Origin of the sequence: Catenovulum agarivorans YM01 (assembly GCF_000281085.1) — a bacterium.
GTDB lineage: Bacteria > Pseudomonadota > Gammaproteobacteria > Enterobacterales > Alteromonadaceae > Catenovulum > Catenovulum agarivorans.
Map to the genome: position 1 here is coordinate 127,840 of NZ_JH767534.1, position 20,586 is coordinate 148,425.

The following is a 20,586-nucleotide window of genomic DNA, read 5'->3' on the forward strand; positions in this document are numbered from 1 at the left end:
CTTCTGTGAAACCTGCGTGGTAGCTGAGCTTGACGGTGAGATTGTGGGCTGGATGTCTGCTTACATCAATCCGCAGAAAACAAGCACGATTTTTATTTGGCAAATGGCTGTTTCTGAAAAAGCCAGAGGTCAATCTTTAGCGTACAAAATGTTAAACCATTTATTGTCACGTGTGATCTGTAGTGAGGTAACTCATGTAGAGACCACTATTACTAAAGATAATCAAGCTTCACGTTCGGTATTTCGTAAATTGGCTAGTCAATTAAATACAGGCTGTGCTGAGTCTAGTTATTTTGTTCGTGATACCCATTTAGGTGGCAAACACGCAGACGAGTATTTATTCAAAATTGGGCCAATTTCTTCCAATGCTAAACGCATGATCAAAATCAAAGAGGAAAACTTATGAGTATCTTTCAACAGATGGAATCTAACGTACAGTGTTATGCTAATTCTTTTCCGGTTACTTTTAATCGCGCAAAAGGTGCGTATTTATACGACGAAGATGGCAACGCTTACTTAGACTTTCTTGCTGGTGCTGGCTCATTAAATTACGGTCACAATCAGGATGAGCTTAAACAAGCGTTAGTCGACTATATTATGCAAGATGGTGTTGCGCATGGTTTGGATATGCATACCAATGCTAAAGCCGCATTTATGCAAACTTTGCAAGATGTCATCTTAAAACCACGTGACTTGGACTACAAAGTTCAATTTACTGGCCCGACAGGTGCAAATGCTGTTGAAGCTGCACTTAAATTGGCACGTAAAGTAACTGGCCGCACAAATGTAATTAGTTTTACCAATGGTTTCCATGGTGTGACTTTAGGGGCAGTGAGTGCAACAGGTAACCAACACCATAGAGGTGGTGCGTCTATTCCATTGTCTGGGGTAACCCGTATGCCGTTCTGTGGTTATTATGGTTATAACGCAGATACCTTAAAGATGATCGACAAACAATTGTCAGATCCATCAAGTGGTATTGATGCTCCAGCAGCATTTATTGTTGAGACAGTGCAAGGTGAAGGTGGTTTAAATATCGCGACACCTGAGTGGTTGTTAGGTTTACAAAAACTGGCGAAAAAACATGGTGCATTATTGATTGTTGATGACATTCAAGCTGGTTGTGGTCGTACTGGTAAATTCTTTAGCTTCGAAGAAGCAGGTTTAAAACCAGATATCATTACTTTGTCTAAATCTTTAAGTGGTTTTGGTTTGCCGTTAGCAATTGTTTTATTTAAACCAGAGCTAGATGAATGGGCGCCGGGTGAACATAACGGTACATTCCGTGGTAACAACCATGCATTTATTACTGCAAAAACTGCGTTAGAAACTTATTGGGCTGACCAGGAATTTGAAAAAGAAATTCAACAAAAAGCTGAATTAGTCCGTAGTTACTTTCAATCTGTAGTGGATGAACTGGGTGTGACACATGCTCGTTTGAAAGGCCGTGGTTTAATGCAAGGTATCGAATTTAGAACGGGTGAGATTGCTGATAGCATCACATCACGTGCGTTCGAAAATGGTTTAATTATCGAAACTGCTGGTAATCAAGGCCAAGTAGTTAAGTGTTTTTGTCCATTAACCATTGAGATGCAAGATTTAGAAAAAGGTTTGCAAATTGTCGTAGATGCAATTGCTGCCGAGTTTAACACTAGCTTAAAAGCTGTTGGTTAAGCTGAGATAGAGGATTTAAAATGATAGTTAGAGATCTAGCTAAAGCTGAACAATCAGAACGTAAAATTGTCAGTGAAGGGTGGGATAGTACCCGGTTGATTTTGAAAGATGACAATATGGGTTTTTCTTTCCATATCACGACTATTTTTAAAGATGCAGAGTTACATTTGCATTATCAAAATCACTTAGAGTCGGTTTATTGTGTTTCTGGTACTGGCTCAGTCGAAGATTTGGCGACAGGTGAAGTTCATCCAATTAAACCTGGGGTGATTTATATTTTAGACAAACACGACAAACACATCTTACGTGCGACCACAGAGATGAAAATGGCGTGTGTGTTTAATCCGCCATTAAATGGCAAAGAAGTGCATGACGAAACGGGGGCTTACCCGTTAGAAGCTGAAACTGTTAGCGATTAATTTTCCTCTCTGTTGTGCTGGCTGCCAGGCCAGCACCTTATCCCTTTCGATTAATTAATTTGAATAGAGAATCAATAATGCAGGTTTCAAATAACCATACAGTGGAAAAAATTGGCGGCACGTCAATGAGTCAGTACGATGCGGTGCGCGATAATATTATCTTTAATCCGGCGCTGAAAAATCCGTATCAGAGAGTTTTTGTTGTATCTGCTTACGCAGGTATTACTAATTTATTATTAGAGCATAAAAAAACCGCCGAGCCGGGCGTCTATGGTCGCTTTGCCCAAGCAGAAGAAGATCAATGTTGGATTGAAGCTTTTGCTTTGGTTAGACAAAAAATGCTTGATATCAACCAAGAGTTGTTTGGTGATGGTCAGTTAAAAGACAAAGCTGATAAGTTTATTTTACGCCGTTTAGATGATGCCGAACGTGCATTGGCTGACTTAAATAGCTTATGTCAGCACGGTCACTTTGAATTAGATGATCATTTGGCAAAAGTACGTGAAATGTTAGCCAGTATTGGTGAAGCACACAGTGCGTGGAATATGGCTCATCTTTTACAAAAAGAAGGTGTCAATGCTGTGTTTGTTGACTTAACCGGTTGGAACATCGACAAAGCAGTAGACATGGATGAGCTGATTAAAGATGCATTTTTCTCGCTAGATTTACGCGAATGTTTGCCAATCGCAACAGGTTATTGTCATAGCGAAAAAGGTTTAATGGCAACTTTTGACCGCGGTTATAGTGAAATGACTTTCAGCCGTATTGCTGTGTTAACCAAAGCGCAAGAAGCGATTATTCACAAAGAGTATCATTTAAGCAGTGCAGATCCTAAGCTGGTTGGCGAAGACAAGGTTGTACCAATCGGTATGACCAACTATGATGTAGCTGACCAACTTGCTAATTTGGGGATGGAAGCTATTCACCCTAGAGCAGCAAAAGGCTTGCGTCAGTCGGAAATTTCGCTGCGAGTGAAAAATACTTTTGAGCCAGAGCACAAAGGTACATTGATCACATCTACTTATGTCAGTGACAAACCAAAAGTGGAGATTGTCGCTGGCCGTCAGCAGGTTTACGCATTCGAATTGTTTGATCAAGATATGATGGGCCAAGTCAATAAATTTGATATTGAAACCCTAGCCTTGATCAACGAACTCAAAATTGAAATGGTTAGCAAAGACGTTACCGCTAATAGTATTACCCACTATCTAAGCTGTAACTTGAAAAAAGCTAAACGTTTATTGGTTTTACTAGAAAAGCAATTTCCAGAAGCTGAAATTAACTTGCGCAAGGTGTGTATTGTTTCTGCTATTGGCAGTGATATGCAAGAAGCCGGTATGTTAGCTAAAGCGGTTAAAGCAATCGCGGAACAAGGCATTAGCATTCAGGCTTTACACCAGTCGATGCGCCAAGTTGATATTCAGTTTGTATTAGATGAATCGCACTTTGAACAAGCGATTATTGCTTTGCATCAACATTTGGTTGAAATACAACCAGAGGTTTAACATTAAGTATAAAACAACCCAAGTACGCGGACGCTCAAATAATTTTTGGGCGTTCGGCGTAAATATTTTTAAACCGAATCATCCCGATGTGCAAGCACTGGTGGAAGATGGGTTTGTGCCGCAACATTATGCATCGAAAGTTTGGCAATCGAATTTTCTGCTAATGAATATCCTCAAAGACATTCCATTTAAACGCAAACTCAAAGTACTAGAAATAGGTGCTGGTTGGGGCGCGCTCAGTGTGTTTATGAATAAACATTATGACGCGGATGTGACTGCGAGCGATTTAGACGCCAACCTAAAACCTTATCAACAGTCTTTGGCTGAGCACAATGATACTGAAATCGACAGTCAAACGATCGCGATTGAAGATATTGATGATACTTTGCTCGAAGACACTGACTTAATTGTCGCCTCGGATATTTGTTACAACCAAGATACCAAACAAGCTTTGCAATCATTGGTTGAATCGGTTGCTTGCCGTAACGATGTGGTGATGTTGTTGGCGGATATTGGTCGCAAAGCTTTTATGCAATTAAGTGACGATAATCAAAATTTTACCGACGTTGCATTGCATAACCACAGTATAGCGCAGCCTATTGAAATGGATGGTTACGTATTAAGTGTTAATTCGCTTGAGGGCGTATTATGTTAATCAGTTTTATTGTTTTTCTCAGCTGTTTTGCCATTATCGGCTTAAGCTCGGCAAAATTCGCCAGTAAAAACAAAGAAGATTATTACCTTGCAGGCCGCAGTGTTTCTGCATGGCTTACTGGTTTATCTGCTGTCGCAACCAACAATAGTGGATATATGTTTATTGGGGTAATTGGTTACACCTATTATGCAGGTTTATCTGCCATTTGGTTGATGATAGGTTGGATTGCCGGTGATCTTATCGCCTCATTTTATATCCATAAAAAAGTCCAACAACAAGCAAAAAAGACCGGCGCTGTGTCGGTTATGTCACTAGTCAGCTTATGGCAAGGTGAAAACTTTCAATTATTACGCCGATTATTAGCTTGGACTGCATTACTGCTGATGACAGCTTATGCCGCTGCACAATTTATCGCTGGCAGTAAAGCTTTGCATGTATTGCTGGATTGGCCAATTTGGATGGGCGCAATTTTAGTTGCAGTTATGGTTGCCGCTTATTGTTTTGCCGGTGGTATTCGCGCATCTATTTGGACAGATGCAGCACAGTCATTTGTTATGGTTGCGGCTATGAGTATTTTACTTTTTGCTGCAGTGCAACATATTGGTGGTATTAATCAAGTTATTACTGAGCTTAGGCAGGTTGACGGCTTTTTTGATTTAACCCCAGACGGTCTGATATTTGATAATCAGCTCGGTGTTATCGCCTTTGCAGTTGGTTGGATGTTCGCCGGTTTTTCTGTGGTTGGTCAACCGCATATTATGGTGCGTTTTATTGCACTTGATAGTAAACAAAATATGCGCACCATGCGGATGTGGTACTACCTATGGTTTAGCATATTCTACGCTATGGCCACTTGTGTTGGTTTATTAAGTCGCATTTTATTAGACAACCAAGCAAGCTTTGATGCCGAACTCGCTTTACCTATGATGGCACTAGAATTATTACCCGGCTGGTTAGTTGGCTTGATTTTGGCCGGTATTTTTGCTGCAACTTTATCAACAGCAGATTCACTGGTGTTGAGTAGCTCAGCGGCATTTTCGCAAGATTGTTTAGCTAAACCTGTCACTAATACCAAAGTTATCAAAATTATCACTTTATCTATTACCTTATTAACTTTATTTGTTGCTATGTTTGCCAAACAAAGTGTTTTTAGTTTAGTGGTATTTGCTTGGGCAACGTTAGGTTGTGCATTAGCGCCTATGTTAATAGGACTTATTTTGGGTTGGCGCATTAGCCAGCTACAGGCGCTCATTGTTGTCATTGCTTCTGTGGCAACTGCTATGCTTTGGCGTCAATTAGATTGGCATAATCAAATATATGAAGGTTTTGCTGGTATACTGATTGGCATAGTGTTGTTTTATTTGCTTAAAACAACAGAGAGCAAGTCTGTCGAGGTCGCGAATGAAGTCAATTAACTGTTTATTGCTGTTGTTCACTTTAATTGCGGGCTCAGCAATTGTTCGGGCCGCGGAGGTTGAGCAGCAAAATCAGCAAGCACAACAGACTATTGAACAACTCGAAGATAAAATAACTAATTTAGAGCAACCTTTATACACGCCTTTTATTGAACGCTATTTGTTAGACGAAGTAAAAACTATCCGACAGCAACAAATTGCTTTGGAGTCTAAATTAGCGGAGAAATTAGCCGCTGCTAAATTAGAATCTTCTGATAGAGCAATTCGCTATACCTCGGATACAGTTAATAACGTATTTTTTATTATCACAGCTGCGGCTTCTGTATTGGTATTAATGGGCTGGCGTTCATTGCGCGACATTAAAACGCAAATTGAAGAGCATGTTAGCAGTAAGGTCAGCGCAGTTAGTTTAGAGTACGAAAAACGTTTGGCTGATGTTGAAGACAAACTTAAACGCCGCTCAGAACAAATTATTTCAACCCAAGAAGAAATCGCCAGAGCAAACCAGTTGCATGCTTTATGGATGCGCGCAGGGCTTGAAAATAATCCACAACAAAAAGTTAAGTTGTACGATGAAATCCTTGAATTAAATAGTGAAGATGTTGAAGCTATTACCTATAAAGCCGATGCTGTTTTAGAGTTAGGTGAATGTGAATGGGCGCTCAATTTATCTTCGAAAGCCATTGAGCTTGATGAGGATTATGCATTGGCGTATTGGCAGCGAGCTTGTGCTTTTGCTGCTTTGGGCCAGTTAGAGGTGGCGATTGATGACATCCGCACTGCATTAGATAAATCACCGGCACTGTCGGTTGAATTAGCCCATGAAAAAATGTTTGAAAGTTTACAGGGTGAAGAAAGCTTTAAAAATTTGTTAAGTTAATTTGCGTAAACTGATCTTAGCGACTAGTCTTAATTATTAACCCTGCTCAAAAAGTGAGCTGGGTTATTTAGACCTTTTAGGCTACAGATAAGAAGGAGTTTAAAATGCAGATTAGTTGGCAAGATATAGTAAGAACAGGTTTTGTAGTCTTTGTTCTAGTGTTGATGTATCAACTTGTATTTGTTAAAGCGGCTTATTTTGATTGGCTTGCAGCACCGGTAGCAGCTGGGTTGGCAATGGCAGTAGTATGTATGATTAAACGTTGCATTAAACATCCTCAACCTTCTTCTCAACATTAACTGAGGTAGCTATGGAAGCGACTTTTAAAACTCAGATTGAGTAGAAGTTGTTGAATTAACTGGATGCAATAATATGCAAAAAGTTATCTAAAAATATAATCACTAGTTTTAAGAGGGCGCATTAGCGCCCTTTGTTTTTAGTAGCATTTGTTAATAGTGCTATTTGTTAATGCTGAGGTTTATCTAATAACTCAGCTAAATCAGCTTCAACAAAGCTATAGTTAGTTAAACAATATTCACATTTCACTTCAATTTTACCCTCTTCTTGCAAGATGGCAGTCAGTTCGCTTGGTTGAATACTGGCTAACGCATTGTAAGTTTTGTCTTTTGAACAACCACAATGAAAAGTAACAGCTTGCGGGTCAAATACTTTAACTTGTTCTTGGTGGTATAAGCGGTATAACAAATCATTGGCAGCTAAGCTGAAAATTTCTTCTGCTTTAACCGTTGCGGTCAATTGGGCTAGGTGCTCCATATTAGCATCGTCTAACTCTTTTTCTTCGCCTGGTAATCTTTGTAATAACATACCAGCAGCTAAAGCTTGTTGTGTGTCTGTATATAACCAAATATGTGTGTCTAACTGTTCCGATTGTTGGAAATAATCTTCTAAACACGCTGAAATGCTTTCTTTTTCTAATGCTACTATGCCTTGATAGCGTTCGCCTTTTTCTGGGGTAATGGTAATAACCATAAAACCTTTGTCACCAAAAGCACTGGATAATTTATTGTCAGTTGGCGCTTGTGAGTATCGCGCAACACCACGTAATGCTTGTTTATCTGTACCATTAATCGCAACGTATGAAACTGGGCCATTTCCTTGAATTTGTACCGCGATATCACCGGTAAATTTTAACGTTGCAGTTAATAAACTGGTTGCCGCAAATAGTTCACCAATAATCTGTTTGATGCTGTCTGGGTAGTTGTGATTCTGCAACATTTGCTGATAACTATCGGCAAGCTGCACTAACTCACCACGTACATTCATTTCGTCAAAAATATATCGATTTAGTTGATCTGGCGTTTTCATCTCTATTGTCCAAGTTTGTGCTGTTTAGCTTCAATAAGTTGGCGACGTTGTTTCTTGTCTGGTTTGGTATCTGGTCTAGGGTTAACCGAGTGCTGCTGTTTGCGCACTTCCGCCTGTTCTGTTCGTTTTTTAACGCTTTCTTCGGTTTCTTGATAAAGTTGTTGCGCAAGTGGCGCACTTAAACGATTTTCTGATAGTCCCAGCACGTTAATTTGTTTTTCATCAAAACCTTGTTGAATGGTTAACTGCGCACCAATCTCAACTGTGCGGCTGGCTTTGCATCTTTGGCCATTAAATTTAATTTTGCCATTTTCAATCATGCCACGTGCCAGCGCGCGCGTTTTAAAAAAACGTGCCGCCCATAACCATTTATCTAGCCGCATTGCCTGGCTGGTTGTGTTTTGTTTGGAACTTTTGTTACTCATCTAAGTACTAACTACCACAAATTCAGCGTTAAAAAGTGCTATTGTATCTGTTAAACTGCGAGCACAAAAGTAATTAGCAGCATGGAAAGTTAGTTTAGCTAATGAATTCAGGTTGCAAATTTATTAAAAACGTAACATTCTGTTGCGATAATTACGGGCTACCTTATAAATTTCACAATGTTAGCCCGCTACAGGCATTAACAAATTTGGTTTAAATACTTTGCAAGAAAAAATTCAACAGGGTTTAGAGTTAACCAAAAAACTACCACAACAAAAGCTTAGTTTACTGGTCAGCATTTTATTGCTGATTTATATTGCTTGGTTGCTCGCGAACATTACTTGGAAGTTGTTTCCACAGCCGAATGCGGCTTCAATCAATTTACGCTCAGCGAGCACTGTAGCTGCCAATACTGTGGTTGCAGATATAAATCGCATCACTAAGTTAAACCTATTCGGTGACTTTTCTGCCGCACCTGTGGTGCAAACTCGTCCAGTCGAAGATGCGCCAGTGACAACTCTTAATTTAAAATTAACTGGGGTTGTGCCTAGCTCAGAGCCCAGTTTAGCTGCCGCTATCATTGAAAAAAGTGGTTCGCAAGATGTTTATGGGTTAGATGAAAAAATCGATGGTACCCGTGCGATAGTTCGTGAAATTTACCCTGACAGAATAATTATTGAACAATCTAGCCGTCGTGAAACTCTAATGCTCGAAGGCCAAGAATATAGTGCGTTAGCAGCAGAAGAGGCGAGCGAGATAAATGACCTTTCTCAAGACGAAGCAGATATAGTTGATACGCCAGTCGAGCCAGATGAAACTGAACAAGCGAATATTTCTGGTGAAGAAAAAGAAGCATTAGAAAGTTTACGTGAAGACGCGTTTGCTGATCCGGGTAAATTAGTGGATTACATTAAAGTGTCGCCAGTACGCCGTGATGGTGAATTGGTCGGCTATAGATTGTATCCAGGTAAAGATCCTAAACTATTTCAATCGGTTGGCTTAAATGCAGGGGACATAGCTATTGAAATTAATGGCTTTGATCTAAGCAATCTATCACAAGCGATGCAGGCTATGGCGCAATTAAAGGACGCGCAAGAAGCTAGCATTATGGTCGAACGTGATGGTTCAGTCCGTCAAATTTATATCTCGTTGTATTAAAAATGAACTCAAAAATGATAACGGAGCAACAGGGCATGAGCATTAATAAGCGCCCAGCACTAACTAACAAATTGTCTGCGCTGACTTTATCAGCTTTTTTAGCTTTTTCTGCACCTAGCGCAGTTGCCGCAGAGTATTCACCGAATTTTAAAGGCACTGACATTAACGAATTTATCAACATAGTTGGTAAAAACTTAAAGAAAACCATTATTGTTGACCCGAATGTGCGCGGCAAAATTAATGTGCGTAGTTATGATTTGCTTAATGAAGAGCAGTACTACCAATTCTTTTTAAACGTCTTAGAAGTTTACGATTATGCCGTAGTCGAAATGTCTAATGGTGTATTAAAAGTTATTCGTGACAAAGATGCTAAAACCTCAGCTATTCCAGTTGTAGAAACGGATGAATGGGGCGATGGCGATGCTATGGTGACTCGGGTTGTGCAAGTGTACAACGTATCGGTAAAAGAATTATCACCATTGTTACGTCAGTTAAATGACCAAGCTGGTGGTGGTAACGTGGTGCATTACGATCCATCAAACGTCATTATGTTAACTGGTCGTGCAGCTGTGGTTAATCGCCTTGCTGAAATTATTCGTCGTGTTGACCAAGCCGGTGACCAAGAAGTTGAAATTATTAAATTAAAATTTGCTTCAGCGAGTGAAATGGTGCGTATTATTGATACGTTGACTAAAAACTCAGCTAAAGATAGAACACCAGATAACTTGATCCCTAAAGTAGTTGCGGATGATAGAACTAATAGCGTAATTGTTAGTGGTGAAGGTAAAGCGCGTCAACGTACAATCGATATGATTAAACGTTTAGACAGCGAATTAGAAACAAACGGTAATACCAAAGTTTATTACCTCAAATACGCTAAAGCTGAAGATTTAGTTAAAGTTTTACAAGGTGTTAGTACCAGTATTGCTGAAGACAAAGCCGGTGGTACTAGCAAACGTAGTTCAAGCAGCAATCGTGACGTAAGTATTGATGCACACCCAGACAGCAATGCATTAGTGATTACCGCAGAGCCAGATATGATGCGCTCGCTTGAAGCAGTTATCCGCCAACTAGATATTCGCCGTGCACAAGTACAAGTTGAAGCCATTATTGTTGAAGTATTTGAAGGTGATGGTTTTAACTTAGGTGTGCAATGGATCAGCGAAGAAGGCGGCATGGTGCAGTTTAGCAACTCAACTCCAATTGGTGCTTTAGCTGTAGGTGCGGAACAAGCAAGAACTAGGAAAGAACCTGATGACATCACTTATCGAACTGACGCCGCGGGTCAGCCAATTTATGATGACGAAGGTAACCGAGTTATAGCAAGTATTACTGAAGGTAAGGAAATTGTAGGTGATTTTAGCACCTTAGCGTCTTTATTAGGTGGCATTAACGGTACTATGGTTGGTGTTATTAAAGATGGTTGGGGCGCTGTTTTACAAGCTGTGACCACAGCTACTAACTCAAATATTCTGGCGACACCAAGTTTAACTACCTTAGATAACCAAGAAGCTTCATTTATTGTTGGTCAAGAAGTACCAACTATCACAGGTGCAACCGCATCTAGTTCTAATACCAACCCTTTCCAAACAGTTGAGCGTAAAGAAGTGGGTATCAAGTTAAAAGTAACCCCGCAAATTAACGAAGGTGATGCTGTAATGCTTGCTATCGAGCAAGAAGTATCGAGTGTTGCTGGTGCAACAGGGATAGACGTTAGTTTTAATAAACGTGAAATTAAAACTACTGTTATGGCAGAAGATGGTGGCACTATTGTATTAGGTGGTTTAATTGATGAAGACATTCAAGAAAGTGTTTCTAAAGTACCTTTGTTAGGTGATATTCCAATTATTGGTAACTTGTTTAAATCAACCAGTAATACCAAGCGTAAACGTAACTTAATGGTATTTATTCGTCCAACCATTATTCGTGATGGTATGAGCCAAAACAAAATTAGCCATCGCAAATATAACTTTATGCGTGCGCAACAGTTAGATCGTCAAGCAAATGGTAACTTCTTATCCTACAGTGACGACATTTCAATTTTACCAGATTGGGATGATTCAATGGCGTTGCCACCTTCGTTTGAAGACTACCTAATTGAAAAAGGTGCGTTAGACGAGTATCTGAAAAAAGACAAAGCTGAACGAGAGTAAAGCTGATGACAGATTCTAAGTTTGCAGATGAATTGGCTGGTGAAGCTTTAGAACAAGCGCCATTTGCAGAAAACCAAACACTAGCTGAAGACGCTGGTATGTCAGATGACGAGTTGCCAATTGGTGCTTCGCGTGTACCATTTAGTTTTGCGAATCGCCATGGAGTATTGTTGGAAAAACAAGACGATGCTTCATGGTTAGCTATTTGTCGTCCAGATGTCGAAACCGCTACTTTATTGGAAATTCGTCGCTTTTTAGCTCAACCTTTTAGCATTGAAAAAGTGGCGAAAGATGCATTCGAGCTGAGGTTAACGACAGCTTATCAACGTGACTCATCCGAAGCACGTCAGTTGATGGAAGATATAGGCAACGAAGCTGATTTATTCTCGCTAGTTGATGAACTCCCTGAAACAGAAGATTTGCTCGAAAATGAAGATGATGCGCCTATCATCAAGCTGATTAACGCTATGTTAAGTGAAGCGATTAAAGAAGGTGCGTCGGATATTCATATCGAAACTTTTGAAAAAGAATTAAAAGTACGTTTCCGTGTGGATGGCATTTTACGTGAGGTGTTAAAACCAAATCGTAAATTAGCTTCTGTATTAATTTCGCGGATTAAAGTTATGGCGAAACTCGACATAGCGGAAAAACGTGTGCCGCAGGATGGTCGTATTTCATTAAGAATTGCCGGCCGAGCCGTTGACGTACGTGTTAGTACTATGCCATCGAGCCATGGCGAACGCGCGGTATTACGTTTGTTAGACAAAAACAATGCGCGTCTTGATTTAAAAGACTTGGGCATGACCCAAGCCAATCGTGATTTGTTTAGTGGACTCATCCATAAACCTCATGGGATTATTTTGGTTACAGGTCCTACTGGTTCGGGTAAATCAACCACCTTGTATGCGGGTTTATCTGAACTAAATTCTGATGATAGAAACATCCTAACGGTTGAAGACCCAATTGAATATGCGCTTGAAGGTATAGGCCAAACGCAAGTGAATACCAAAGTGGATATGACTTTTGCCCGTGGTTTACGTGCAATTCTACGTCAAGATCCAGATGTGGTTATGGTTGGTGAAATTCGTGATTTAGAAACCGCTCATATAGCTGTGCAAGCGAGTTTGACTGGTCACTTAGTAATGTCGACACTCCATACTAATACTGCTGCTGGTGCTATTACCCGATTAGAAGATATGGGTGTTGAACCTTTCTTATTATCTTCGTCTTTATTAGGTGTATTGGCGCAGCGACTGGTGCGGACTTTATGCCATGAATGTAAAGAGCCACATCAAGCAGATGCTCGTGAAGCAGAAATTTTAGGTTTGTCTGCAGCGCAAATAACCAGTACAACTATTTACCGAGCTAAAGGCTGTGCTGAATGTAATGGCACAGGTTATCGTGGCCGTTCGGGTATTCATGAACTCTTGGTGGTGAACGAACAAATTCGTGAAATGATCCACAATGGTGATGGTGAACAAGCAATTGAAAAATTAGTTCGTCAATCAACTCCAAGTATTCGTCAAGACGGTTGTAGCAAAGTTTTAGCAGGTGTAACTTCTTTAGAAGAAGTTATCCGTGTTACGCGTGAGGATTAATTACAGTGCCTGCATTTGAATATAAGGCGCTGGATAATAAAGGGCGCAATAAAAAAGGGGTTATTGAAGCGGATACAGCCAAAGCAGCACGTAGTGCTTTGCGCGAAAAAGGTTTAATTCCGGTTGAAGTCACCACAGCGTCTGAGCAAGAAAAAAAATCAGCTGGGAGCAGTCAAAGTTTATTCTCGATAGAAAGGAAAATTTCTGCCGCTGAACTTGCATTGTTAACCCGTCAACTTTCAACTTTATCAGCTTCTGGTTTGCCAATTGAAGAAGCTTTATTGGCGGTTGCTCAGCAAACTGAAACACCCAGAGTTGAACGCATGATAATGGCGGTGCGCTCTAAAGTTACCGAAGGTTACAACCTTGCCGATAGCATGGCTGAATACCCTCATATTTTTGACGAACTTTTCTGCGCTATGGTTGCAGCCGGTGAAAAATCCGGCCATTTAGATACTGTATTAGAGCGTCTAGCCGATTACACTGAACAGCGCCAACAAACCAAATCAAAAATCCAACAAGCCTCTGTTTACCCTACCATGTTGATGGTGGTGGCTTTTACTGTGGTTTATTTCTTATTAACTTCAGTTGTACCTAAAATCGTTAGTCAGTTTGACCGTTTAGGTGGTGATTTACCTGCTTCAACACAATTTATGATAGCTGTCAGTGACTTTTTATCCGATTTTGGATTGCCTATGTTAGTGCTGATTTTATTGTCGGCTGTGGCTTTTCAGCGTTTAGTTAAACAAGAAAAGTTCAGGTATAAATACCATCAAACTTTATTAAAAATGCCGCTGATTGGCAAAGTCGCTCGTGGCTTAAATACCGCTCGTTTTGCGCGTACTTTAAGTATTTTAACTGCCAGTGCTGTGCCTTTGCTTGAGAGTATGAAAATAGCCTCTGACGTATTAACCAACGACCATATTCGCGCATCTATTGCTGATGCACGTTTACGTGTGCGTGAAGGTACTAGCTTACGTGCGGCATTAGAACAAACTAAGTTATTCCCACCTATGATGTTGCACATGATAGCCAGTGGTGAAAAAAGTGGTGAGTTAGAAGGCATGTTAGCAAGGGCTGCAGACAATCAAGATAGAGAGTTTGAAGCTTTAGTTAACATGACGCTGAGTGTCATAGGTCCAGCTATGGTTTTATCTATGGCTGGTGTGGTCTTTTTTATCGTTATTTCAATTTTACAGCCAATAATGGCGCTTAATTCAATGGTAGGTTAAAAATGAGAGTGAACAAAAAACAACAAGGTTTTACCATATTAGAAATTATGGTGGTGTTGGTTATCATTGGTATTTTGGCGGGCATGATAGCGCCAAACTTTATTGGTGAAAGTGACAAAGCTAAAGTTAAAAAAGCGGCAACAGATATTGTAACCCTTGAACAAGCTTTAGATATGTACAAGCTTAACAACAACGTATATCCATCAACAGAACAAGGTTTAGATGCATTGGTGAATGAACCAACAATTGAACCTGCACCACGTAATTATCCTGATGGCGGTTATATCAAACGTTTACCACAAGATCCTTGGGGCAACGACTATCAATTATTAAGCCCAGGTGAGCAAGGTAAAATAGATATCTTTTCTATAGGCCCAGATGGTCAAGCTGATACAGAAGATGATATCGGCAACTGGAACGTAAACGAGTTTCTATAAGTCTTAGTTAATATTGTTTACAAGATTAGTTGTGTATGCCATTACGCCCTAGCCAAAAATACAGTCACAAACGTCAAGCAGGTTTTACCCTGCTTGAGGTTATGCTGGTTATGGTATTAATGGCGGTTATTTTAAGTAGTGTTAGTTTGTCGTTTGATATCCGCAGTGACTACGACAAAACTAAAGAAGAAGCGCGACGTTTTCAAGCCGCACTGCAATTAGCTGCTGATTATGGTTTGTTAAACAACGTTCAATTGGGTGTTATCGTTAAAAAAAATCAGTATCAGTTTTTAATTCATAATGGGGAAGACTGGCAAACCATTAGTGAAGACAAAACCTTTGCACCATATGAATTGGAAGAGGGATTTGAACTTGAGCTAACTTTAGGTGAGCTCAGTTGGATGGAAGACTATGATGCCGAAGAAGGTTTGTTTTCATCTACAGATGAAGAGGATGATGACGACGATAAAAAGAAAAAACTCATCCCACAAATTTATTTATTTTCCAGTGGCGAGCTAACACCTTTCACTGTGCAATTTAGTTATACACCCCCTTATGCAAGTTTTGCCGACCGAGTTGTATTAAAAGTAGAAGCGCAAGACTATTTACCCAGTAAATTGATCGATCCTGAAGAGGCCAGCTAATGCATAAGCAGCGTGGTTTCACAATTTTAGAAGTCATAGTCGCACTAGCATTATTAGCAACTGCGGGTGTAGCTGTGGTGCAGTCATCGGCTGTGCACATTAATAGCCAAGACAGATTAAAAAATCATATATTCGCAACTTGGGTTGCGTCTAACCGGTTAAATCAATTACATCTCGACAAAGAATGGCCAGTAAAAAATGATCAGAAAGGGGATGTTGAACTAGCAGGCCATACTTGGTATTGGCAACAAAAAGTGGTTAAAACCGCGTTTGGTGATGAAATGGTTGCTGTACGCATAGAGGTTTTTAGTGATGACAGTTATAAACAGTTTGTCACAGAACAAATGACCTATATGGGGAAACCAAATTAATGCGACGCAGACTTAATAAAGGTTTTACCCTGATAGAAATGTTATTGGCTATCACCATTTTTGCGTTATTAGGGGTCGCTGGTTTTAACATTTTATCCAGTACTACTACGGCGAATGATGTGTCCATGCAACATGGTGAAAAGCTCGCGCAATTACAGCGCGCTATGATAATGATAGAGCGTGATTTTAGCCAACTGAGTCGACGCAGTGTGCGTATTATGGGTGAGGGGCCACAGCATACTTATATATCGCATGGTGAACTAATTTTAGATAGTGACTCGCAAGTTTTAGCTTTTAGACGTAACGGTTGGGTTAACCCAAATAACTTGTTACCGCGTAGTGAAATTCAATCTGTTGCTTATCGCATCGTCGATGAAAACCTAGAGCGTTTGCATTTTTTGCATCCAGACCCAGTTAAAGGTGAAGACCCAAAAGTCCGAGTATTGTTGCAAGGGGTTGAACAAATTTCATTTGAGTTTTACAACAGTAAAAACAAATCTTGGGTGGATAAATGGCAACAGCCAGATCTACCTTCTGGCATCAGTATTACGCTAAAAACGTTAGATTTTGGTGAGATCACGCGGATATTTGCTATTGCGGGAGCTGAAGTTTAATGACTTTTACATCAGCAAAACAGCAACGTGGCATTGCTTTGATCACTGTGTTGTTGATTATTGCGTTAATCACCATTATCGCTGCTGAAATGGCCGTGCGTTTACAAATGCAAATTAAACGTGTCAGTAATATAGGTAACAACCAACAAGCCTATTGGTATGCAGTTGGTGGTGAATCTTTAGCAAAACTTGTGTTAGATGAAGCATACAAAGAAGATAACGGCAGGTTGCATTTACAACAACCGTGGGCAGTTGAAGAAATGACCTATCCACTAGAAGGTGGTGCAACCATTACAGGCTCGATAAAAGATTTATCCAGCTGTTTTAATATAAATGCGGTCACGCGAGTTACCGCGACCATGCAAAATCAGCAGCAATTGACTGACGAAGAAATTGCTAATGAAGAAGATGAACAAGTAGCTGAAGAGCAAAATACCGGTAATACAACCAATAACCAAGCGTTAGATCCAGATCCAGAACAACAATTCAAAGCTTTGTTAGAGCTTGCTGGTATTGATAGTTACGATGCTGAAACTATTCGAGATAGTGTTGCAGACTGGTTAGATGAAGATTCAAATACCCGAGGTTATGGCGCTGAAGATTATATGTACGAAGCTAAAGTAAGCCCATACTTACCTGCAAATAGCTGGTTTGTTGATAGATCTGAACTTAGGTTAATTCAAGGTTTTGATACTATGCCTGAAGGTATGCAAAGATTAGATAAGGTAATTGAGCATATTTGTATTGTGCCTAAAGTTAATGACATGAAGCTGAACGTCAATACTATCAAAGCTGAAGACGCTATTGTTATGGCCGCTATGTTTGATAACAAGTTAACAGCAGCGGCGGCAAAACAGATTATTGAAAATCGTCCGGATGACGGTTTTCGCGATATCAATGATTTTTGGCAGCAGTCAGAAATCAAAGCTGTTGGTAAAATTTCACAAAATTTGAAACAACAATTTGTCGTGACCAGTGAGTATTTTCAACTACAAACAAAAACTGAATATAACCAAAGTTTTTTTAATTTAAGCTCGGTCATTGCATTAGATAAGCAGGGCAAATTTAACGTCATCGCCCGCAAAATTGGAGTTTAGAAGTGTCTGAACAATTATTTATTCGGCTCGGTAGTCAAGCAGATGATACCATTCATTGGTTAGTCTGGTCTGAGCAAGAGCAAGAAATTATCGCCTCGGGTGAACTTGCCAACAAAGACGATTTGGCCAGCTTACAACAAAGAGCTGGTGGCCGCAGTGCAACCGTATTTGTGCCTGCGAGCGATATCAAATTACAAAACGTTGAAGTGCCTGCTAAAACCAACCGTCAATTTATTCAGGCAATTCCATATATGTTGGAAGAAGATATTGCCGCAGATGTGGATGAATGTTTTTTTGCAACTGGCAATAAAAATTTTGATGAAGAAAACGACTGCCATTATTTACAAGTTGCAGTTATCAACGAACAAAAAATTCAAAACTGGTTAGCTTGGTTGGCTGAAGCTGGAATTCGTTGTCAAAAAGTATTACCGGATGTTTTGGCACTGCCGTACCATGAACAAGCTTTATCTGTAATGCAGTTGGGTGAGCAGTGGCTTATTCGCAGTGGCGAATTTGCTGGTATTGCCTGTGAAAAGCAAGAGCTGTTGTTGTGGTTAGAGTTATTAGCGCCGCAGATTGAAAGCGATGAAGAGCAAACTAACACTAAACTTTATTATTACTCTGCGCTACCACAAGAATTATCTAGTAGTCCAGCGTATGAGCGCATTGAAGCTGAATGTTTACCAGCATTGCAACTGTTAGGGCAGCAAGCAGAAAATGTCAGCATCAATTTACGCCAAGGCCGTTATCAGTTTAAAAAAGACAGCAGTAAAAACTTTAAGATTTGGCGCAGTGCCGCGATAGTTGCTGGTGTTGCTTTGGTCATTAACCTAGTTGATAAAGGTTTGACTGTACATCAATTAAACCAACAAGCGGATGTCCTGGAGCAAAAGATAAAACAAACTTATGTCGCAACTTTCCCTTCGGGTAAAAATTTATCTGTCGCTATTATGAAAAAAGAGTTGGGGCGTAAGCTTAAACAATTGGGTGGCAGCCAACAACAAGCAGCGTTTTTACCATTAATTGAAGCAAGTGCCGCGGCATTTGCAGAAGTGCCAGATTTAAAACCTGACAACATTCGCTTTGACGCCAAACGTGGTGAAATTCGCTTAAATGCCAGTGGCAGTAACTTCCAAAGTTTTGAACGATTTAAAGCGGCAGCAGAAAAGAACTCCTTATCTATTGAACAAGGCTCGTTGAATAACCAAGGCGACCAGGTTGTTGGCTCTATTAGTATTAAGGGGATGTCATGAAACAGTGGTTTGAAAGTTTAGCCGAACGTGAGCAACGTTTAGTGATTGGCGCAACGGTTGTTTTTGCAATTGGCCTGTTTTTCCAACTCATTTGGGGTCCACTTAATAGCTCATTAGATAAAGCACAGCAGAATATAAAAAATAAGCAGGCTTTATTACAATGGGTGAGTGAAAAAACCGCTGAATATCAACAGTTAAAAGGCAATAACAAAGCTTCAGCATCTGGTTCGTTAAACCAAATTGTAAATACCGCAGCTCGCCAAGCGGGTATTTCAATTGCGCGTATGCAACCACAAGGTGAATCTTTACAAGTACAAATTGATGAAGTGGAATTTAATGCATTCGTGCGCTGGATCGCCTCTTTGGTACAGAATAAAGGTTTAACCATTGAAAGTTTAGACGTTACAGCGACAGACAGAAACGGTGCTGTACGGGTTAGAAGATTGCAGGTAACTAAATAATGAAACAATGGATAGGTCGAATTACATGGGCTTTGTTGGCGTACTTGGTATTTTTAATTGCTACTATTCCAGCTCATTTAATTACTCCACAACTGCCAAAAGTTAAAAACTTACAGCTAGGCAATGTTTCTGGCACCATTTGGCAAGGTCAGATGGATATGCTGCAGTACGACAAAGTATTGTTGAAAGACGTTAAATGGCAAATTAGTTTTCTGTCGTTATTAACTGGGAAAGTATCGGCGGATATTGAATTTGGTCACCCGCGTAAACTGTTAGAGCCGCAAGGGAGTTTGGTTGCTCAAGCTGGTTTTTCAAGCGCCGTGTTAAAAGACATTAAGGTTAAATTACCGGCTGATTTAATTGCCCAACAAGTGAATATTCCTTTCCCTGTGGTTGCTAGTGGTTTGGTGGAAGCTAATTTACCTGTAGTAGAAGCGGGTAAACCTGTTTGTGGTCAGCTTGATGGCACTATTAATTGGCGTATGGCATCAGTTGAAGCTATGAATAACCGCTTTAATTATGGTGATATCACGGCTAAATTAAGCTGCGATAATGGTGCTGCTCAGGCGTTGGTTTCGGGCAATAAAGATATTTTAGAAATTGATTTGAAGGGCCGTTTAAACACTATGAAAAACTATGCGATAGGTGGTTATGTGGCGCTTGGGCCTAAAGCGGATAAAGCTTTACAAGGAGCAATTCAGTTTTTGGGTAACCCAGATTCTGAAGGTCGTTATCAAATTAAATTTAGTCAGTAACTGAACTTTAGCTTTGGTTAGCAGCCTCAAGCATATATTTGTGTGTGCTTGGCTGCGACGACTTAAGTAGCCTGCAATAAAGGAGTGTTTGTATGCTAGGTATTAAATTTAGTCAAAAGTTGTTGTTGGTTGTGTTGGTTATGTCGGTTGCCGGCTGCAGCTATCAGCAAGCTTATCATGGCATGCAAGACGCTGGTAAGCAGCAACACTGCCGCGATATTATTGATGAAGCTGAGCGCGCCAAATGCGAGCAAAATTTTGCCAAGGATTATGATACTTATAAAAAGCAGCGAGAGGCTGTGATGCAGGGCGAGCGTGAATAGTCAGAGGTTAGTTCATTGCTGCCAACTGCTAATTCTCAAATTGAACGTTAAGCAACTAGCGCTTAGACTTTGTGGTAAAAAACTCGAAAGCCAAATGGAATATTGCTCGCAAAATCGCTTTAAACTCAATCCCTGAGCCGCTCGCACAAAACATATATGGACCCACTCCGTTTGCAAGTAATTTGATTGATTA

The 20,586-nt window shown here is 40.2% G+C and carries 23 protein-coding genes; 21 read left to right on the plus strand and 2 right to left on the minus strand.

Annotated features, from left to right (window positions below):
- The 8 genes from ectA to WSC_RS0116955 all read left to right on the plus strand — a co-directional run.
- The coding region (gene ectA / locus WSC_RS23200) for a diaminobutyrate acetyltransferase (RefSeq protein WP_040394920.1) at window positions 1-406 on the plus strand (406 nt) is incomplete at its 5' end.
- The gene (ectB, locus tag WSC_RS0116925; RefSeq protein WP_016957138.1) at window positions 403-1,674 is read left to right on the plus strand and encodes a diaminobutyrate--2-oxoglutarate transaminase; all 1,272 of its coding nucleotides are present in this window, start codon (window positions 403-405) and stop codon (window positions 1,672-1,674) included. The genes ectA and ectB, both read left to right, overlap by 4 nt.
- 20 nt (window positions 1,675-1,694) lie before the next feature.
- Complete coding sequence (locus tag WSC_RS0116930) at window positions 1,695-2,093, plus strand: ectoine synthase (protein WP_016957139.1); 399 nt, start codon at window positions 1,695-1,697, stop codon at window positions 2,091-2,093.
- Between the two features lie 77 nt (window positions 2,094-2,170).
- Window positions 2,171-3,598 (plus strand): aspartate kinase, encoded by a 1,428-nt coding sequence (locus WSC_RS0116935; protein WP_040394922.1) that lies wholly within the window; start codon window positions 2,171-2,173, stop codon window positions 3,596-3,598.
- On the plus strand, window positions 3,576-4,253 hold the full coding sequence (locus WSC_RS0116940; RefSeq protein WP_016957141.1) for a class I SAM-dependent methyltransferase: 678 nt from the start codon (window positions 3,576-3,578) through the stop codon (window positions 4,251-4,253). The genes WSC_RS0116935 and WSC_RS0116940 overlap by 23 nt, the downstream gene beginning before the upstream one ends.
- A complete protein-coding gene (locus WSC_RS0116945) occupies window positions 4,247-5,668 on the plus strand; it encodes a sodium/proline symporter (RefSeq protein ID WP_016957142.1) in 1,422 nt (473 codons plus the stop codon). The genes WSC_RS0116940 and WSC_RS0116945 overlap by 7 nt, the downstream gene beginning before the upstream one ends.
- Window positions 5,655-6,548, plus strand: coding sequence for a TPR end-of-group domain-containing protein (locus WSC_RS0116950; RefSeq protein WP_016957143.1), 894 nt, complete (start codon window positions 5,655-5,657; stop codon window positions 6,546-6,548). The genes WSC_RS0116945 and WSC_RS0116950 overlap by 14 nt, the downstream gene beginning before the upstream one ends.
- Before the next feature lie 104 nt (window positions 6,549-6,652).
- Window positions 6,653-6,847, plus strand: a complete 195-nt coding sequence (locus WSC_RS0116955; RefSeq protein ID WP_016957144.1) for a hypothetical protein — start codon at window positions 6,653-6,655, stop codon at window positions 6,845-6,847.
- Between the two features lie 166 nt (window positions 6,848-7,013).
- Here the strand turns inward: WSC_RS0116955 and hslO are convergent, their stop codons facing one another.
- Both hslO and WSC_RS0116965 read right to left on the minus strand, forming a co-directional pair.
- Complete coding sequence (gene hslO / locus WSC_RS0116960) at window positions 7,014-7,874, minus strand: Hsp33 family molecular chaperone HslO (protein WP_016957145.1); 861 nt, start codon at window positions 7,872-7,874, stop codon at window positions 7,014-7,016.
- Window positions 7,875-7,876: 2 nt separating this feature from the next.
- Window positions 7,877-8,299, minus strand: a complete 423-nt coding sequence (locus WSC_RS0116965; protein WP_016957146.1) for an RNA-binding S4 domain-containing protein — start codon at window positions 8,297-8,299, stop codon at window positions 7,877-7,879.
- 220 nt (window positions 8,300-8,519) lie between these two features.
- Between WSC_RS0116965 and gspC the strand changes: the two genes are divergently transcribed.
- The 13 genes from gspC to WSC_RS0117030 all read left to right on the plus strand — a co-directional run bounded on the left by gspC (window position 8,520) and on the right by WSC_RS0117030 (window position 20,393).
- On the plus strand, window positions 8,520-9,455 hold the full coding sequence (gspC, locus tag WSC_RS0116970) for a type II secretion system protein GspC (protein ID WP_016957147.1): 936 nt from the start codon (window positions 8,520-8,522) through the stop codon (window positions 9,453-9,455).
- A gap of 35 nt (window positions 9,456-9,490) precedes the next feature.
- Complete coding sequence (gspD, locus tag WSC_RS0116975) at window positions 9,491-11,608, plus strand: type II secretion system secretin GspD (RefSeq protein WP_016957148.1); 2,118 nt, start codon at window positions 9,491-9,493, stop codon at window positions 11,606-11,608.
- A gap of 98 nt (window positions 11,609-11,706) precedes the next feature.
- Entirely contained in the window at window positions 11,707-13,206 is a 1,500-nt protein-coding gene (gene gspE, locus WSC_RS0116980; RefSeq protein WP_193352319.1) for a type II secretion system ATPase GspE, read from the plus strand.
- 5 nt (window positions 13,207-13,211) lie between these two features.
- Complete coding sequence (gene gspF, locus WSC_RS0116985; RefSeq protein WP_016957150.1) at window positions 13,212-14,438, plus strand: type II secretion system inner membrane protein GspF; 1,227 nt, start codon at window positions 13,212-13,214, stop codon at window positions 14,436-14,438.
- Window positions 14,439-14,440: 2 nt separating this feature from the next.
- Entirely contained in the window at window positions 14,441-14,875 is a 435-nt protein-coding gene (gene gspG, locus WSC_RS0116990) for a type II secretion system major pseudopilin GspG (protein WP_016957151.1), read from the plus strand.
- Window positions 14,876-14,910: 35 nt separating this feature from the next.
- Window positions 14,911-15,519: a type II secretion system minor pseudopilin GspH gene (gspH, locus tag WSC_RS0116995; RefSeq protein WP_016957152.1), complete on the plus strand. Its 609-nt coding sequence runs from the start codon at window positions 14,911-14,913 to the stop codon at window positions 15,517-15,519.
- A complete protein-coding gene (gene gspI, locus WSC_RS0117000) occupies window positions 15,519-15,890 on the plus strand; it encodes a type II secretion system minor pseudopilin GspI (protein ID WP_016957153.1) in 372 nt (123 codons plus the stop codon). The genes gspH and gspI overlap by 1 nt, the downstream gene beginning before the upstream one ends.
- Entirely contained in the window at window positions 15,890-16,504 is a 615-nt protein-coding gene (gene gspJ / locus WSC_RS0117005; RefSeq protein ID WP_016957154.1) for a type II secretion system minor pseudopilin GspJ, read from the plus strand. Before gspI ends, gspJ begins: the two co-directional genes overlap by 1 nt.
- A complete protein-coding gene (gene gspK, locus WSC_RS0117010; protein ID WP_016957155.1) occupies window positions 16,504-17,601 on the plus strand; it encodes a type II secretion system minor pseudopilin GspK in 1,098 nt (365 codons plus the stop codon). Before gspJ ends, gspK begins: the two co-directional genes overlap by 1 nt.
- 2 nt (window positions 17,602-17,603) lie before the next feature.
- Window positions 17,604-18,854 (plus strand): type II secretion system protein GspL, encoded by a 1,251-nt coding sequence (gspL, locus tag WSC_RS0117015; protein ID WP_016957156.1) that lies wholly within the window; start codon window positions 17,604-17,606, stop codon window positions 18,852-18,854.
- Window positions 18,851-19,315, plus strand: coding sequence for a type II secretion system protein GspM (gene gspM, locus WSC_RS0117020; RefSeq protein ID WP_016957157.1), 465 nt, complete (start codon window positions 18,851-18,853; stop codon window positions 19,313-19,315). Before gspL ends, gspM begins: the two co-directional genes overlap by 4 nt.
- On the plus strand, window positions 19,315-20,070 hold the full coding sequence (locus tag WSC_RS0117025) for a type II secretion system protein N (RefSeq protein WP_016957158.1): 756 nt from the start codon (window positions 19,315-19,317) through the stop codon (window positions 20,068-20,070). Before gspM ends, WSC_RS0117025 begins: the two co-directional genes overlap by 1 nt.
- Window positions 20,071-20,162: 92 nt before the next feature.
- Complete coding sequence (locus tag WSC_RS0117030; RefSeq protein WP_016957159.1) at window positions 20,163-20,393, plus strand: cyclin family protein; 231 nt, start codon at window positions 20,163-20,165, stop codon at window positions 20,391-20,393.
- Window positions 20,394-20,586: the final 193 nt, after the last annotated feature.